Source organism: Pedobacter hiemivivus, from assembly GCF_004331685.1.
Lineage (GTDB): Bacteria > Bacteroidota > Bacteroidia > Sphingobacteriales > Sphingobacteriaceae > Pedobacter > Pedobacter hiemivivus.
The window spans coordinates 14,293-31,052 of the sequence record NZ_SJSM01000015.1 but is presented as its reverse complement, the minus strand read 5'-3'; the positions used below and the strand labels follow the sequence as shown (position 1 = coordinate 31,052).

General features: G+C 38.0%; 12 protein-coding genes. 3 read left to right on the top strand and 9 right to left on the bottom strand.

Annotated elements, in window-relative coordinates; translation table 11 throughout:
* The first annotated feature begins 198 nt into the window (after positions 1-198).
* Both EZ444_RS19405 and EZ444_RS19400 read left to right on the top strand, forming a co-directional pair.
* The gene (locus tag EZ444_RS19405) at positions 199-1,794 is read left to right on the top strand and encodes a chloride channel protein (protein ID WP_225874775.1); all 1,596 of its coding nucleotides are present in this window, start codon (positions 199-201) and stop codon (positions 1,792-1,794) included.
* 130 nt (positions 1,795-1,924) lie between these two features.
* Complete coding sequence (locus EZ444_RS19400) at positions 1,925-2,809, top strand: sugar phosphate isomerase/epimerase family protein (RefSeq protein ID WP_131610809.1); 885 nt, start codon at positions 1,925-1,927, stop codon at positions 2,807-2,809.
* A 69-nt stretch (positions 2,810-2,878) separates the two neighbouring features.
* On the opposite strand, the gene EZ444_RS19395 is transcribed toward EZ444_RS19400, so the two are convergent.
* The 9 genes from EZ444_RS19395 to EZ444_RS19355 all read right to left on the bottom strand — a co-directional run bounded on the left by EZ444_RS19395 (position 2,879) and on the right by EZ444_RS19355 (position 15,495).
* A complete protein-coding gene (locus EZ444_RS19395) occupies positions 2,879-3,820 on the bottom strand; it encodes a sugar phosphate isomerase/epimerase family protein (protein WP_131610808.1) in 942 nt (313 codons plus the stop codon).
* A 29-nt stretch (positions 3,821-3,849) separates the two neighbouring features.
* The gene (locus EZ444_RS19390; RefSeq protein ID WP_165503671.1) at positions 3,850-4,782 is read right to left on the bottom strand and encodes a phosphodiester glycosidase family protein; all 933 of its coding nucleotides are present in this window, start codon (positions 4,780-4,782) and stop codon (positions 3,850-3,852) included.
* Positions 4,783-4,786: 4 nt separating this feature from the next.
* Positions 4,787-5,698, bottom strand: a complete 912-nt coding sequence (locus EZ444_RS19385; protein ID WP_131610806.1) for a phosphodiester glycosidase family protein — start codon at positions 5,696-5,698, stop codon at positions 4,787-4,789.
* A gap of 8 nt (positions 5,699-5,706) precedes the next feature.
* Positions 5,707-7,074 (bottom strand): IPT/TIG domain-containing protein, encoded by a 1,368-nt coding sequence (locus EZ444_RS19380; RefSeq protein ID WP_131610805.1) that lies wholly within the window; start codon positions 7,072-7,074, stop codon positions 5,707-5,709.
* Between the two features lie 12 nt (positions 7,075-7,086).
* On the bottom strand, positions 7,087-8,367 hold the full coding sequence (locus tag EZ444_RS19375; protein ID WP_131610804.1) for a DUF5689 domain-containing protein: 1,281 nt from the start codon (positions 8,365-8,367) through the stop codon (positions 7,087-7,089).
* Between the two features lie 11 nt (positions 8,368-8,378).
* Positions 8,379-9,815, bottom strand: a complete 1,437-nt coding sequence (locus EZ444_RS19370) for a SusD/RagB family nutrient-binding outer membrane lipoprotein (protein WP_131610803.1) — start codon at positions 9,813-9,815, stop codon at positions 8,379-8,381.
* A 13-nt stretch (positions 9,816-9,828) separates the two neighbouring features.
* Entirely contained in the window at positions 9,829-13,164 is a 3,336-nt protein-coding gene (locus EZ444_RS19365; protein ID WP_225874774.1) for a SusC/RagA family TonB-linked outer membrane protein, read from the bottom strand.
* A gap of 475 nt (positions 13,165-13,639) precedes the next feature.
* A complete protein-coding gene (locus tag EZ444_RS19360) occupies positions 13,640-14,776 on the bottom strand; it encodes a FecR family protein (RefSeq protein WP_131610802.1) in 1,137 nt (378 codons plus the stop codon).
* 128 nt (positions 14,777-14,904) lie between these two features.
* Positions 14,905-15,495: an RNA polymerase sigma factor gene (locus tag EZ444_RS19355; protein WP_131610801.1), complete on the bottom strand. Its 591-nt coding sequence runs from the start codon at positions 15,493-15,495 to the stop codon at positions 14,905-14,907.
* Positions 15,496-15,851: 356 nt separating this feature from the next.
* Between EZ444_RS19355 and EZ444_RS19350 the strand changes: the two genes are divergently transcribed.
* Positions 15,852-16,484, top strand: a complete 633-nt coding sequence (locus EZ444_RS19350; protein WP_131610800.1) for a hypothetical protein — start codon at positions 15,852-15,854, stop codon at positions 16,482-16,484.
* Positions 16,485-16,760 lie beyond the last annotated feature (276 nt).

Genomic DNA, 16,760 nt, shown 5'->3' with positions numbered 1-16,760 from the left:
TGCTTAAACAATATTTTAAATCAATTAAATATCAAATAATCAAAAATAAATATATTATAAACAATAAAAATATTAAAAAAACAAATCACAAACCATACCTTTGCAGCAGTTTTCAAATCAGAAATTGATACAGCTATAAATACAATTAAGTAAAAAATGAAAAAGCGTTTATTACAAATATCTTTGTTATCCATTTCGGTGGCTCTTTTAATCAGCATCATCGCCAAAGGCTTGGTATTATTAATTAATCTGGTCACGAATATCTGCTTCTATGGGAACTTTGAGTTCAGTTTTAACAGTCCTGCCAACAACCATCTTGGGTTATGGGTTATCATTCTTCCAGCGTTGGGGGGAATTCTGGTCGGCCTGATGGCTTTATTTGGTTCCAAAGCGATCAGAGGCCATGGAATACCTGAGGCAATGGAACAAGTCCTCGTTAATCAAAGTAGAATCAAACCATCCATTGCTTTTTTAAAACCAATTTCATCCGCTATTGCAATTGGATCTGGTGGACCTTTTGGTGCGGAAGGACCAATCATTGCTACAGGCGGAGCTTTAGGCTCAACTATTGGACAGCTGTTTAAAATTACCCCCAACGAACGTAAAATCATCCTTGCAGCCGGTGCAACAGCTGGGATGTCGGCCATATTCGGCACCCCCATCGCAGCTATTTTCCTGGCCATTGAATTGTTACTTTTTGAGTTTTCCCCGAAGGCAATTTTACCTGTAGCGCTTGCCTGTATAACAGGGGCTGCAGGACACCAACTGCTTTTTGAATCCGGACCCGTATTTCCAATGTCTGATTTAGAGAGCCCATCAAATATGGCGCTTGGTATTTATAGTGCAATCGGCATCGTCATTGGTTTTATGTCCTTAGGGCTAACGAAAATTGTTTACTTGATTGAAGACACCTTTGAGAAACTACCTGTTCATTGGATGTGGTGGCCAGCAATTGGCGGGCTTGCAGTAGGCCTAATCGGCTATTTTGCACCCCATACATTAGGCGTTGGCTACGATAACATCATCAACATGTTGTCTGGTAAAGTTTCGCTTGCACTGATGCTGAGCTTATGTTTTTTTAAGTTCCTTTCCTGGGCTATTGCGCTTGGAAGTGGAACATCTGGTGGAACGCTGGCTCCTCTATTAACCATAGGTGGTGCCGCAGGAGCCATTCTAGGCAGCATTATCCTCTTATTCTTCCCAGCTTCAGGAATCAGTATCCCCATGGCCGCTCTTATTGGCATGTCTTCCATGTTTGCTGGCGCTTCTAGAGCCTATTTAACAAGCATCGCCTTTGCCTTAGAGGCTACTATGCAATCTCATGCCTTACTACCGCTATTAGGGGCTTGTACCGCATCATATCTGATCTCTTTCTTCTTTATGGAGAACACCATCATGACTGAAAAGATTGCCCGAAGGGGAATTTACACTCCGGACTCCTATGAACCAGATGTATTGAGGGGCATAACGGTTGCCCAGGTACTTGGTGAAGGGGGAAAAATTGCAGTTGAAAGGAAGATGATTAATGAACTCACGCATAAGGACCTCCCGATATTAAAAGACAGCGATCGACTTTCCAAAGCTGTAGAATTGATGGCATCTACAGGAGAAGAATTTTTACCAGTTGTCTCATCCGGGGATTTGAATAAAGTGATTGGCATACTTAATTATAAAGATGTGCTCCATGCCTACAAATTATATCATAGAGAAAATCAGGAAGCAGGTGTTAACCTCTCGCTCAAAAGACAGCGCTTAAAAATCATGGTTAAAAGGCGTAAACTAATGGAATCATGATTTTCTGGGGAGTAGTAAAAAATTCAAATTAGTTATGATAAAAAGTCAAAAAAATATTGGACTTTAGCGAACTATGTAGCTAAAAAAATAAAATATTAAACAACTAGATAAAATTCTAATAGAAGACAATATGAAAAATAGATACTCAAACACCAACAAACTGCTGCTTTTTGCTGTAATTATCATCACTACCTACATATCATGCAGCTCAAGACTTAATTCCTCTAAAAACACTACACAAAACGATCCAGAAGTAAGTCTAGGTTGGAAGCTTGGCGCGCAAGCCTATACTTTTAACAGATTTAGTTTTACCCAGGCTTTGTCTAAAATAGACAGTTGTGGTTTGCATTTTGTAGAAGCCTACCCTTCACAAATTATCGGTGGAGGAATACAGGAAAAGATGGATTTCCGTATGTCCGAGACAAGTAAAACCTATCTACAAAAACTGCTTAAAGCAAAGGGTATCCGCTTGGTTTCATACGGTGTAATCACGACAAAAGATAGCAATGATTGGGAAAAAATATTTGCATTTGCTAAGTCTATGGGTGTCGAGAATATCACCTGCGAACCACAGAATAAAGACATTCCCCTGGTTTCAAAACTATGTGATAAATATCAGATTAATGCAGCGATCCATAATCACCCCAACCCATCTATTTATTGGAAGCCAGATGTCGTATTAAATACCATTAAAGGTCAAAGTAAACGTTTAGGAGCCTGTGCTGACATCGGCCATTGGGTCCGTTCTGGCTTAGATCCTATTGCGGCGTTAAAACAATTAGAAGGCCATGTGATTCAATTACATCTTAAGGACCTTAATGAATTTGGGAATGTTAAAGCTCATGATGTACATTGGGGTACGGGCGTAAGTAATGTTAAGGGAGTAATTGCCGAATTAAAACGTCAGCAGTTTAAAGGAGTAATCTCTGCAGAGTACGAGTACAATTGGGAAAAAAATGTTCCTGATGTGACAGCAAGTGTAATCAACTTTAGAAAAATGGTACAAGAAAAATAAGGTTCTCGGACTTATTGTTTCACAAATTTGGCATTGATCTTTCCTTTATAAGGATCAATGCCAAATTTTCTATTTCTCTTTAATAGTAGAAAGGAAGTTTGTATACATTGTTTCGTAACAAGGCTTCATAGCCGCTAATGAAGGATATGCGGATTCATAAATAAAAGCTCCGTCATAACCTGCGCCATACAAAGCCGAAAAAATAGCATTCCAATCATTCTTCCCCTTTCCTGAACATGGAAAGTAATGTCGTTCTGCTAATCCGTCGCCATCTGCAATGTGGACAGATTTCAATCGATTCCCTAATGCGTTAATCAGTTTTTCCGGGTTTTTAATATGGTTCATATCTACCGCCGCATAAATATTTTTTGGCAATCGTCCCATAATTTCTGTTACTTCATCTACAGAGCGGCATAATGGTCTTTCCTGCTGAGGGCTTTTCAATAATTGCGGACCAAGCATATTCTCTACAACCATTTTAGCATTAATTTTTTCCACCTTCTTATTGAGTTCAAGTGCCGATTTTATAAGTTCATCTTTTCGCAATTCGCGTTCATTTAAGCCTAAATACCAACTGGGATGGAATAAAATAATCTGAGGTTTTAGTACAGCAGCATATTTAATAATTTTTTCATGTGTACTTAAAGTACGCTTTCTTGCAACTTCGTCCGCAATAGAAATATCTTCATCTTTTCCATATGGCATATGTAATGACCATATTTTTATGCCTGCTTCATCTGCAATAAGTTTTACCTCGTCTATTTTCTTTTTAAGATCCTCGTCACTCAGAATAAATGCTCTGGTTTGCTTATCCAGCAAAGCATTCCAACCGCCTATTTCGATATAATCTATCCCCGCTTTTTTTGCGTTTTGCAGTTCTTCTTTACTAATTTTATTGAGCCCGATTGAGTAGCCCAACTTTAATGGCTTGTAAGCAGTTTTTTTTTGTGCCGCAGCACAAAAAAAACACAAAGACAAAACCCATAATAGAAACTTCTTTTTTAATTCCATTTTAATTACAATAATTTATGTGTGAGGATTTACTTAATAATAATCGCTGTTTCCACCATACGTTGCCCGTAATGATCAAACTTTTTATTGTCTGTAGGGTAGTTCACAATACCATTGTATGGCTGTCCTTTTACCCACATCATAGTAGAGCCTCCTCCATCTATGTTCATTACTGATTTAGGGTTGAAATAGCGTCGCAAAAATTCTGTAAGTTCTTTCGCAGACATGCCTTTTGCTATTTTATTTCTACCATCAACGGTGATTAACAATAAATAACCTTTTTTAGTTACGGCAATCGCGGTCCTTGGATGCCTCACTCCCTGATGCCTCAGGTAGTGCTCATAGTGCAGTTTGTTGACCTTGCTCCCCATACCTGTCGTATCGGCAAACTTCAAACCTACCGGATTGAAATTGTCTATCAGCATAGGTGCGCCAGTCATAATATTAGCAGACTTTACAGTTCCAAAATTCTCTGGAGAAAACCTGATGTCAAAAGCAGTCCCTTCATCATTAAAACTAAACATGCCTTGATGTTTCCACCAATAAATACTGGTTTTTGGAATTTTTACCTGCTGGAGATCTTTACCTTTCAACCTTAAGTGCATATAGTCTGCGGAATCTTTTTTTTCTAAAAAATACGTTGCATTGATTCCCGCAATAGCCCCTGGAATTCTCCCCGCAAAAACAGACAAAGAGTCTTTTTCCTTTTTGTAATCAAAAACCATCTGACCTGATTTCGCTTTTGGATTAAAACAGATGACATTAACATTTTGATAGGCAAATTGCTTATCTGTTGCAGAAGAGAATTTGTACCAGATCACATCATTTCTAAGTGTGTCAATTGTCCAGCCCGTTTTATCTAATAGAATTTCATGAATGGGGTTATTATTTGTTAAAAGCTTCTTCCCCGAACATCCGGCAACAAAACCGATCAATATAACCCAAAGCCAATGTTTTTTCATTTTATTATTTTTTAACACATATTGCCCATCCATTTGCAACCTGTCTTGGAGTCCCATCAGATGGCTTATTTTTTACCGTAATCTTATCTGTATTTACCACAAAGGTGGAGGAACCTCCCCCATCTATGTTAATCGCCTCTTTTACATCCAAGGCTTTCATTAGAGATCCCATTTCTGCAAAGCTTAGACCATTCGAATAATTTTCTTCTCTTCCATCAGCTACGAGCATATAAACTATGTCATCTGAGGTATATCCGATGCCTGTACGAGGCTCAATGGTTACATCAGTTTGTTTAATTTCCTGTCCTCCGGTTACTAGTATTTGTCTACCGCCTAGCGCGTGTAATAAGCTTGCGGAATACTGACTGTATAAAGACGATCCCGAAATCAATGGATAACCATTTTTATCGATGGCAAAAAAAGCCCAGCCAGTCAAAATGACTGGCCGTATAGCTTCTCCGTTAATATAAACCAAACCTCTAGGTTCCCCGGTAACACTGTCAAAGAAATCCCCATTTGTTGCACCTAATATTTGATAGCCTTCAAAGACATTTTTTTCCATCATTACCGGTACACTCTGTCTTCCATAACTTTTGCCACCGTTGGGCATTAGGGGCTTAATGGCTATATTTTTATTTTTCAGATTTACTTCAAACAAAAATATAGCCATTTGCTGATTCTTATTATTTGTATATTTTAAATTGATTTCTCTCACACCATCAGCCAGACTATTCACGGTGTAAGCATTTATCGTTTTAATAAGGGCAGTTTTTTCTTTTAAACTTTTAGCAACATCTATTTCTTTTTTTACTCCCTGCTCCGTTTTGTTTTCAGGGTTTTCGACACCTTCTTTAGTTTTACAGGCAATAAAAAAATGACAGAACAAAAGGAGTATCGCGACATTGATTTTTATCATGGGTGTGTCTATTTAGAAACGGGCGTCATCTTGATAATTCTATTATTAGACATATCTGCAATAAAAATATTGCCGTTAATGTCTACATCTATGTCTGTAGGATTGTTAAAGCTAGAGGTACCTACCCCACCCAAAGTATTACCGGTACTTCCTATACCTCCGATAGTGATTACTTGATTGGTAGTCTTAACAAGTCTGATAGAATGACTTCCAAGATCAGCAACATAAATATTGTTCTGCTTATCTACATTGATACCAAATGGTCCATTAAATGTTGCCTTTAAAGCTTCCCCATCTACACTGCCAACGATCCCCGTTCCAGCTATCGTTGTAGTTTTACCTGTATGCCTGTCAATTTTTCTAATCCGATGATTAAACCTATCGGCCACCAGGAGATATCCCTCATTGTCTATACAAATTCCAGAAGGCTTGTTAAACTTTACATTAGGCCAGGAACCATCAGAAAAACCTGCCGTACCATCGCCGGCTAAGGTTGTTGTCGATCCATCCAAATCTATTCTCCTAATCGCATGGTTATTATTATCTACTACATATAATATTCCCTCATCATCAACAACCATATCTATCGGATTATTAAACCTTGCATTTGCACTGGTTCCATCTAAAAACCCAATAGGCCCGGCTACCGGTGTAGAAGGTCCCGAAAAAAGTGTTACATTTTGTGTAGCTACATCTATTTTTCTAATTCTATTTCCGGTTAAATCTGCGATATATATGATAGTTCCAGCTTTGTTAACGGCTAATCTGTATGGATTATTAAACCTAGCAATTGCACCTATTCCATTTACATATCCTGCTGTACCACTTCCAGCGATTAGTGAAACAACACCGTTGGCTATCCTCTTGATTCTTTGGTTTGTCCTATCAGCTACCAACAAATCACCATTTACATCAAAAGCAATTCCTTCAGGATTATTAAAAGAGGCGTCTGCTAATGCGCCCAGCACATTCCCTGAAACACCTTTCCCCGTATAAACAGAGGTTATATAGTCTATAATGTTATTCGTATCGTCATCTATTAAATAAGAAAATATTGGTCCTTTGCTGGTTCTGTCTTTCACTGTAATGGTAATTAAACCAGTACCTCCATCCTCCGGTACCTGTACTGTAAGCAATGTATCCGTTGCGCTTAATACCGTTGCCTTTACACCAGAAAATTTTACGATGTTTTCTACAGGTATAGCAGAGAAACGTTTCCCTTTTATAGTGACGGTTGCATTTGCTGCAGCAGATGTGGGTATGAGACTTTGGATCACTGGATTAATACCTTCTGATGGTATAGACGGCCCATCTTTTTTATTACATGCAGTCAGAAGTAATATTGCTGCAAAAAATAGGTTAAATAATGCTTTCATAATCTTTGATGATTAAATATTTTGATAAACTGTAAAATCGTCGATATTAAGTCTTCCGTTTTCTATTAAAGGATAATCCGACAATCCTAAACCATGCTTATTGATCCTAAACCTTACCTTTCCAACGATGTTTAGTATGAAAGTTGCTGATTTTGGGCTTATTTTGGCATCTTTTACAACCTGTCCTGACTGTAGCCATGTCGCGCCTCCATCTTGCGAATATTCTAAGCTCCATGTAGACGAAAGGTCATTTTCATATGTCCCATATACTAAAGTAACTTTTGAAGCCCCACTCATTAAGTCAAAGCCCATTTCCAACACAGCCGATTCGCTAAGATTCCCTTGCAATCTAATCGCCTGTTTTCCTAAAGGATTGAATTTGTCTTTATTTACTTCATTGCCAATAACACCTTGATAGATTTTCCAGTTTCCGGTTTTAAAAGTTACGGTATTGTTAATTAAAGGCATATCATAGAGCACTTTACTAGCAGCCGGTACGTTCTCAAAATTTTCGGGAAAATTGGTATACGCTACGCCGCTTATATTTGACAGGTCATTTGTATTCCTCATCTTTAATAGATTATCAGCTACAGTATAACTGTCTTTGCTTGGATGATAATAAGTAGCTATACCTGTTAAACTTGCGTTTAAAGGCAGGAGGAGATCAGAAAAGCTAGCCTCTGCGCTAGTAGATAATATGATCTTTCCTCCGGTGTTGTCGTTTAAGTCCTTACTTCCTTCAAATGTTTCATTAACATGCGCTTCTGCAAAACCTACGTTGTTAATTTTAACCAGCGTGCTTTCGTAATTGAAGAAATCTCCATAAAGTTGGCTTAGGGTTACTTCCCTGATTGTTATCATATTACCAGAGGAGATCTTTGTCACTTTAGAAAAATCCAGTCCCTTAATCATCAGTGAACCATTTTTTCGCGTTAAAACCGTATTGTTAATTTCTACCTTAACCGAATCTCCTAACTTAAAGCTGTCACTATTATTATCAAAACGGACAATAATTCCAGCTATACGCCCTTTATAAAAGTTTTGTATCACCAATTCGTTTTTTACAAAGTTTCCATTGTCTACATCTGAAATAACTACACCGGTGATCTGTGTAGCTCCCATTAATTTTTCCTTTACCAAAGAAAGATCGTCACCATTATGCAACTTCTTGATATAGCTTACATCTATAATAGAGCTAATGGTACCTGTTGCCTCATTTTCATTTTTCTTACATGAACCTAGCACCAGTAAGGCCATCATTCCGATTAGGAAAGCGTTGTTTATATTTTTCATGTTAAATATCATTATCTGTTCCACCAAACTTTAGTTTTTAAATCATCGCCACCCATATTGGCAACCGCCTGTTGGTAGTTTGTCCTATTCAGGGTTTGAACATTTACCGGATATTTTAAACGGGTCGGCATCATACCGTCATTTTGCAATCCGTTACCTTTTGGAAGAATAGGGAAACCTGTTCTTCTATATTCTATCCAGGATTGAAAATCTGTAAAAAACAAGGTGTAATATTTTTGGACTGAAATAAGCTGTATTTGTTCTATGATGTTGTATGAAGTGCTCCATCTGGCAGTTGATCCCGTCAGATAATCATCTGGCACAGTAAATCCCCACATCGTAATTGCAGCATTTACTCCGGCTTCGTAATAAGATTGTGCTGTATTGAGAGATATAAAACCTCTGGCGGCGCACTCGGCCAAAATAAATTGTAATTCCCCATAATTAATAATATTACCCAACAGCGGTTCTTTTTGTAAGTCGGCAGGGTATTGTGATATAGGGTCCTGGCCCTGACCAACCGCATATCCACTTTTAATACCCGTGTAGGCATTATCTTTCTTAGTGGCCCATTTCGCGAGCCTCGGATCGTTCCAACTGTTCAAATTATTGATAAAAAATTCGGCTAATCCATTGTTGACACTAAAATCCAGCGTACGATATTCTGCAAATTCAGATAGGTATGGTGCTGTAGCCTGAAATTTTAAAATTGCGGAGTCGTTATTACTTGCAAATATTGGATAATTCGATTTATTACTTTCTACTATTTCTTTAATCTTATCCACTGCCCCCAGCTCCCCTGTTCCAGAAACTCTCAACAGCAGCCTCAAATACAAACTGTTTCCAAACTTTCTCCATTTAGCTACATCTCCGTTATAAATAGGATCTAAAGACGCTTCAGAAGTCCCAATTGTTGCCGTTTTTAACAACTCATTGGCTTCTTCCAGTTTTCTGAACAAGTCTTCATAAATGTCTTTTTGTCTGTCGAATCGTGGTTGAAGGATTTTGTCTGTACGACCTTTATTTGCATCGAAATACGGCACATCTCCATAAACATCTGTAATCAGAGAACTTACCCAACTATCCAATATCAAAGATATTCCCATAAAAGCGTTGCTATTTACAGCCTTTCCACCTTCATACATATCCTTGATATTTGTTAGTTGCAAATACCAGTTATTCCACATATAATCAGATTCTAAGGGCCTGATTACATATCTGTGAATTTCATCACCATCTGATGTGGTTACATGTACCTGCATTAGTTCATGTGTCAACCGCAGACATCTGTTCAAGTTATTTTTGATAACCGTGTGGACTGCAGGCCCTAATAAAGTCTCGGGAGCAGTAAACTTAGCCCCGTCTTTACTGGTATTTAGTTCGCTGAAGTTTTTGGTACAGGATACCAGACTTCCTGTAATTAATAAAGCTATTATAATTTTTCTCATGAGTAATCTCTTCTTAAAAATTGAATGTCACGTTTACACCAAAATTTCTTGTTGACGGGAATTGTGCGACCTCAAAGCCCCTTTGAATATCACTGTTAGCCAGTGTTCCAAACTCCGGATCGTAGGCTGGCCAATCGCTCCATACAAATAAATCTCTCCCATAAATTCCTACCACGGCCCGCTGTAGGTTTAATTTCTTAACCAATTTAGCAGGCAGTGTATAATCTAACCGAGCTTCGCGAAGTTTTATAAAATCCGTACTGAATGTATTCGCCTCTACATTGTCGCCCTTAAAGTGTTCCGTATAATAAGTTCCTATTTGCTGCGCAATTACATCGTTTGGACGGTATGTACCATCAGGATTTAACTGTACACCATCACCAATAATACCAGTGTATCTTCCTGGCAAACTATTGGTAAGCTTACCGGCTACAGATGCAGCAGAGTGCGTATGAGAATAAGCTACAGCGCCATACTGCCCGTCGACCAGGACTTTAAATCTCCATTGTTTATACCTAAAGTTATTGCTAATGCCCCAGTTAAAATCGGGAGTTGCCCTACCCAGGTATATAATTCCTTCGGTAAGTTTTGGATATCCTTGTGAGTTATAAACAATCTGCCCGTCTGGCGAACGTAAATATCCCAAGCCATATAAGTCGCCCATACTCCCCCCAACTCTGGCTTCCATCGTTCCGCGTGGGCCGCTTTGCATCAAATAAGTATCTACGCCATCTGCTAATTCTACAATGGTGTTTCTATTGGCGGCAAAAGTAGCCGTAACATCCCAGTTCAATCCTTTTACAGATTTCAAGGGAACACAGCTTAACTGAAGTTCTACGCCTTTGTTCTTAATTGAACCAGAATTCATTATAGAATAATTATAGCCTGTGGCCCTGTCTACAGGCACTTTTAATATCTGATCTTTAATATTACTGCTGTAATAGGTTGCATCTAAGTTCAACCTGCTCTTGAACATGCGGATATCGACACCAAACTCTATTGTGGTTGATAGCTCAGGCTTTAAATTGTTGTTAGCAATAAAGACCGGATTTGCCATACCTGCAGAATAGGCATCTTTTGAAACGTAATCATATCCGGTAAGATATGGTGTGACACCGCCTCCACCAACTTGTGACCAGGATGCTCTTAATTTCAAATAAGAAAAGGCTTTTGGTAAGGTGAACATTTCTGAGATTATGCCACTCGCATTTACTGAAGGATAAAAAAAGCTTACATTATCAACTGATGTTTCTGTTGCCAGTGTAGAAGCCCAGTCATTACGCCCCGTAATATCCATAAATAAGAAACCTTTGTAACTAAACTGTGCCAGACCATACAAACTGTTTACTGCATATTCCTGAGTTCTAGACAATGCCTCAACTTTATCCAGCCTGTTCGCAAACGTGTAGATCCCCGGGTATCTTAACCTGTCTGCGCTTAAAGAAACCAGTTTATATTTGTTCAACATTGTCGCCCCACCTAAGGAATAAGACGCTTCAAAATCTTTAGTAATCTTATGATTATATTTTAACAGGAAGTCGTTGTTTAACTCTCTAAAATCGATATCCTGTGTTCTAAACATCCCATCAGGAAACCTTGCACTATCTTTTGGTTTTTGTTGAGCACGAGCTTCTCCAGACCAATCAATAGAACTTCTCACCATTAGACTCAGGTTTTTAGTAAAATCATAACTGGCACTGATCGTTCCGATCATCTGGTTTCTGTCAGACTTATTCAGCATCTCATAAACTTGCAGATAAGGATTATCTAAGCCATTGCTAAACATCCTGATCTGCTTTAAGCCTTCGCTACCGGGAATCCAATATTGCTTATACCAGTTGACATCGGCATTAGGAACCATCGCTATCATAGAGTACATAACTGTCTGGTTATTATAACCTGTTGACGGTAAATTGTCGCTGGATTTGTTGTTATAACTCAATTTGGTTGAGATATTAAGCTTATCACTCACTTTTTGCGATACATTTAATCCTAAGGTGTTTCTGTTATACCCTGTATTCGGAACAATCCACTCATTTTTCAGATTGGTATAACTTAAACGGGCAGTTGTGCGTGCATTACCCCCACTTACCGAGATACTATTGGTATAGGTTTTAGCTACCTGGAAATAATCTTTTCTATTATCTTTATATGGAACCCATGGAGTTCTCTCGGCTCCTCGGGCAAAATTTGTGGGATCTATCTGGTAATATTCCTGACCATCAAATTTGGGTCCCCAGGCTGCTCCGGTATTTTTGGTATTTGCACCGTCTTCTGTAGCTCCATAAGAATAATAAGCATCATCACCGATGGCCCCCTGCCCATATTCATATTGAAAATCAGGCCATCTGTTAATTGTCCCAAAAGTAGTATTGGAATTAATAGAAATACCTAATCCCTGTTGCGTTGGCTTCCCTGCTTTGGTAGTTATGATAATAGCACCATTAGCACCTCTGGAACCATAAAGTGCAGCAGCACCAGGGCCTTTCAAAACAGAAACACTTTCTATATCGTCCGGATTTAAATCTCCAATGCCATTTCCATAATCTATTGGATTCTCAGCTCCGAGATAGGCCCCGTTTGGCTCAGTTATTTTAGAACTTACTACCACCCCGTCAACAACGATTAAAGCAGAATTATCACCACCCAAAGAACTTTCTCCTCTTAAAATAATCTTATTAGATCCGGCAGGGCCACCGCCAGACTTAATCATATTTAAACCAGCAACCTTTCCGGTTAGGGCGTCTGTCCAGTTATTAGAAACCGCATCCATTAACTCCTCTCCTTTCACCTGTGTAATGGCATATCCTAGAGATTTCTCCTCTCTTTTTATGCCCAAGGCAGTTACAACAACTTCAGTTAAAGCTTTAACATCTTCGATTAACACAACATTAATAGTTGTTTGCTGGCCAATTGTTACTTCTTTTGTCTGAAAACCGATCATACTAAAAACCAACACCGCTTTCGCGTCAACATTCTTAATATTGTATTCTCCATTAGCATTGGTGATCACTGCAATGTTGGTATTTTTAATTTTCACGGAAACACCCGGCATCGGAAGTCCATTACGGTCTTTTACCTGGCCTCTAACTTGTACAACAGTTTGTTGGGATACCGTTTCCTCTCTTTTATTTAAGGGCACGATGATGACCGTTTTATTTTCGATGGAATATCCGAAAGGCTGGTTTTCAAAGCATTTTTTCAGTACTTCATTCAAGGGCCGATTTCTGACATCAATGCTTACAGGACTTCCTGTTTTCAGCATCTGGTATTTATAGACAAAATCGTAACCGCTTTGCTTTTTGATTTCTTTAAAGACAGTAATCAATGAAACGTTCTTTTTTGACATCGTAATGTTCTGGGCTTTTGACGCCTGGGACACTTGAAGAAAAACAACAATGAGAGCTATAAGAGTAAGGTTTATACGCATAAGCCACTTTTTGAAATTTGGATTTATTAGCATTTTCAGTACTAGACCAACCGAAGGTAATACGCTCGTATTATTCCGTCTGAGTCCAGTTAAGTTGCTTGTAACAGTAAGCAACAGATTTTGTAAACGTTTGTACATATTTTTGTCTTTGAATAATTTGCATAATTTGTTTTCCAATTAAGTTTCCAATTACAATTAATAACTCGCTGTATGTATTTATAGCGAGTCTGCGACGCATTCCTACCAAATAAATTTGGTTTAATACGCAGTGCAGTATACATTTGCTTGGATTTGTTAGTTGGTACTATTGTTCGACGCAATTTTATAATAATTAGGAAATCAGATCGGGGACACGCCAATGTTCCCGATTCTTCATTTATCTGTAGCTGGTATTTTACTTTGTCACTAAAATCCTCCTTCCTGTCAGCTCAAAGTGAACACCTTGTGTCATTTCTAATACCTTTAATACCTCGTTAATATTCTTTGTTCTGGAGATGGATCCGCCAAACTCAACATCAGCAATTGAGCCCTGATAAACGACTTCTACATTATACCATCTGCAGACCTGCCTCATTATAGTTTTAAGAGGAACTCCTTCGAAAGTAAAATCCCCATTTTTCCATGCCATAGCTTGGTCTATATCGGCGGTTGATACTTTAATATCGTTATCGCGGGTCAGCAAGGCCTGTTGGCCGGGTTTAAGCATTTTAACATTACTGCGGTTACTTACGCTAACACTTCCTTCTAATAAAGTAGTCCTCGCCTCTGGTTCATCATTATAGGTATTCATATTGAAATGCGTCCCTAATACCTCGACAGTTTGTCCAGCAGAAACAACTATAAATGGTTTTTCTTTATTATGAGCTACCTCGAAATAGCCTTCACCCCTAAGCTCTACCTTCCGTTCTCTTCCACTAAATTCTATAGGGTAACGCAATGACGAAGCCGCATTAAGCCATATATTCGTACCATCGGGAAGACTTACCTGATATTGACCGCCAAGCGGTGTTTCTATGATATTATAAGCTCCCGGTTTACCCTGCGTGGCAGAGATTGTTTTGCTTATATTATAAATCACACTGCCATTACTTGCTTTAGTAATTCTAATACCGGCCTGCTCGGCCAGCTCACCATTATCAGCATCTTCTAAATTAATTTTCCTACCATCGGCCAATGTTAAAGTAGCTTTGTTCCCGCCAGGTTTAATCGTATGGACAGCAACCTGAGTCTGATTTGTTATTTGTTTGTGCTGTACATTGTATGAATAGAAGGCAATGCCTGCCGCAATAATAATGACAGCAGCGGCAGCAACTCGTGGAAGTAAGGATATTTTTTTAACCTTAATATTACGCTTTAGCGCTATTCCCTTCCATATTTCGTCCTTCGCAGCTTGATAATTAGGTTGAGCGAGCGTATCCTCGTTAATTAAACTTTCATTTAAGTACCAGCTTTCAACCAATATCTTTTCCTCAGGTGTACAGGTACCTAGGTTGTATTTTTTTATAAGCTCTTTTGCATTGTTATCTTCCATAATCGCTTTGCCACTAAAGGGCTATTATGGTTAAGACAGTTTGCTCCGGCAGATGTAGCAGAAAAAAATAAAATATTTTTAAAAAGATTTATATAATCACCGCCGACCACCCTAAGTGGTGATGGCATTTAGAAATTAATCAGATATAATATAGCTGATAATAAAGAAATTAAAGTCCCTAGCTTGAGACGGAGGATTTTAATGGCATTACTTATTTGTTTTTTAACCGTATTGTCAGATAGTTCTAAGTCAGCCGCAATTACTTTATAGCTCATATTTTCTTTGCGACTCATTTCGAAAATCGTCCGCATCTTTCTTGGCAATAAGGAAATTTCATGTTCAATTCTCGCTGAAAGCTGGCGTTCTCTTAATAAATGATCAGTCATATTTTCACCATGACTTATAAATTCCGTTAAAGATGAGAGATAGTTCGATCTGACTTTCTCTTTATCGTACATATTCAATATTCTGTTTCTTACCGTAGAATACAAATAAGATGATAACGAAAAATTAAACTGTATTTCAGTTGCTTTATCCCATAATGAAACAAAGACATCCTGTACGATATCTTTTGCAAGGTCATCGTCTTTAGTCATTCGCCTGGCATGCCGGAAAAGTAATGCCCAATACCGGTTATAAATTTCGGCAAAAGCATCTCCGTCCTCCTGTGCTAAAAAGCTTGAAAGTTCCTGATCGCTACAAGTCTTATATAAGGGCATTCAAAATCAATTATACCTAATTCAACACAATATCTATATATATCCTTAATTAATTATAATAAAGCTATATTTTTTATATGATTTAACCAAAAACTTCATTCAATACATTTAGAAGGCATTATTATTCATACAAATGCATAAATACATGGCCTTTAAAGGCACAAAAATACTATTACTTCAGCCTGCTTAGATTAACATACAATCAAGTTATCATTAACTTATAGTGCAGGTTATATCAATGATTGTCGTATTCCTTAACGATCAAGATCAGTACTAAAAATACCAATTGCTAAGTATTTACAAGTTGCTGTCGTTGGAAGATATCGAACCTGTATCTTTGCAAAAATTTAATCATAATGTCTGAAAATAAACCATACGCAGTACTGGAATATGTTGTAGATGTCCTACAAGATGCCATCATAGGCTCTAAAGTAAAAAAAACATCGGCTGATGAATTTGCCATTATTGATGGTAATGCATCTATAAGAGTAAAGCAAAACTTTGAAAGCAATGGCAATACAGGTGCAATTCAAATCAGAGACGAAAAACAAATTCTGTTTAGCGAAGAACTGTTGGAAACGGTGTACAAAATTCATGAAGGTGCAGATCATGGTCCCGATCTTAAAGCAGCCCTATCCATTGCCAATATCATCATCAATGGCCTGAACATAGAAGCAGAATTAATATTTCATGCTGTAAAAGATCAATTCTATGCCTTAAGCGATAGTTACGAATTTCTAAAGTTCATTGAACGAGACATTCAGCAAATGAAGTTCAACATGAGCTTTGGTGACGAGCTTACATTTGAAGTGATCGTTTTAAATGAACCTAATTCCGTAACCATTGATACAGTCATTGGAGAATCAGTAGCACCTGCCGTAAAAGCAACCATTAATGCAAACGTTGAAAAGGTACGCCTTGAAATCAATAAGCAATTCAAAAAATATCTTTTAGATAAGGTGATGGACTTTAAACTAACAGGGCAATAAGCAATAAAAAACCCTGTTCCACAACAGGAACAGGGTTCCTAATACAAGAAATCTAGAACCCACTAAGTTCAATTGCATCGTGCCCCTACTGGGCGCTTCTCGAACCATTTCACATCTGGTTTACATTTGGATGATTACATCAAAACTATAAAAATCAACCAATCAAAAAAGTTAACAATTGTTAACAAAAACAGAATTTTATTGCATAACCAGAATGTTACAAGTAATGATTCTGGCCCCGAAAATTTCTTTACAGTTAACCCTTAGAGACCGCTT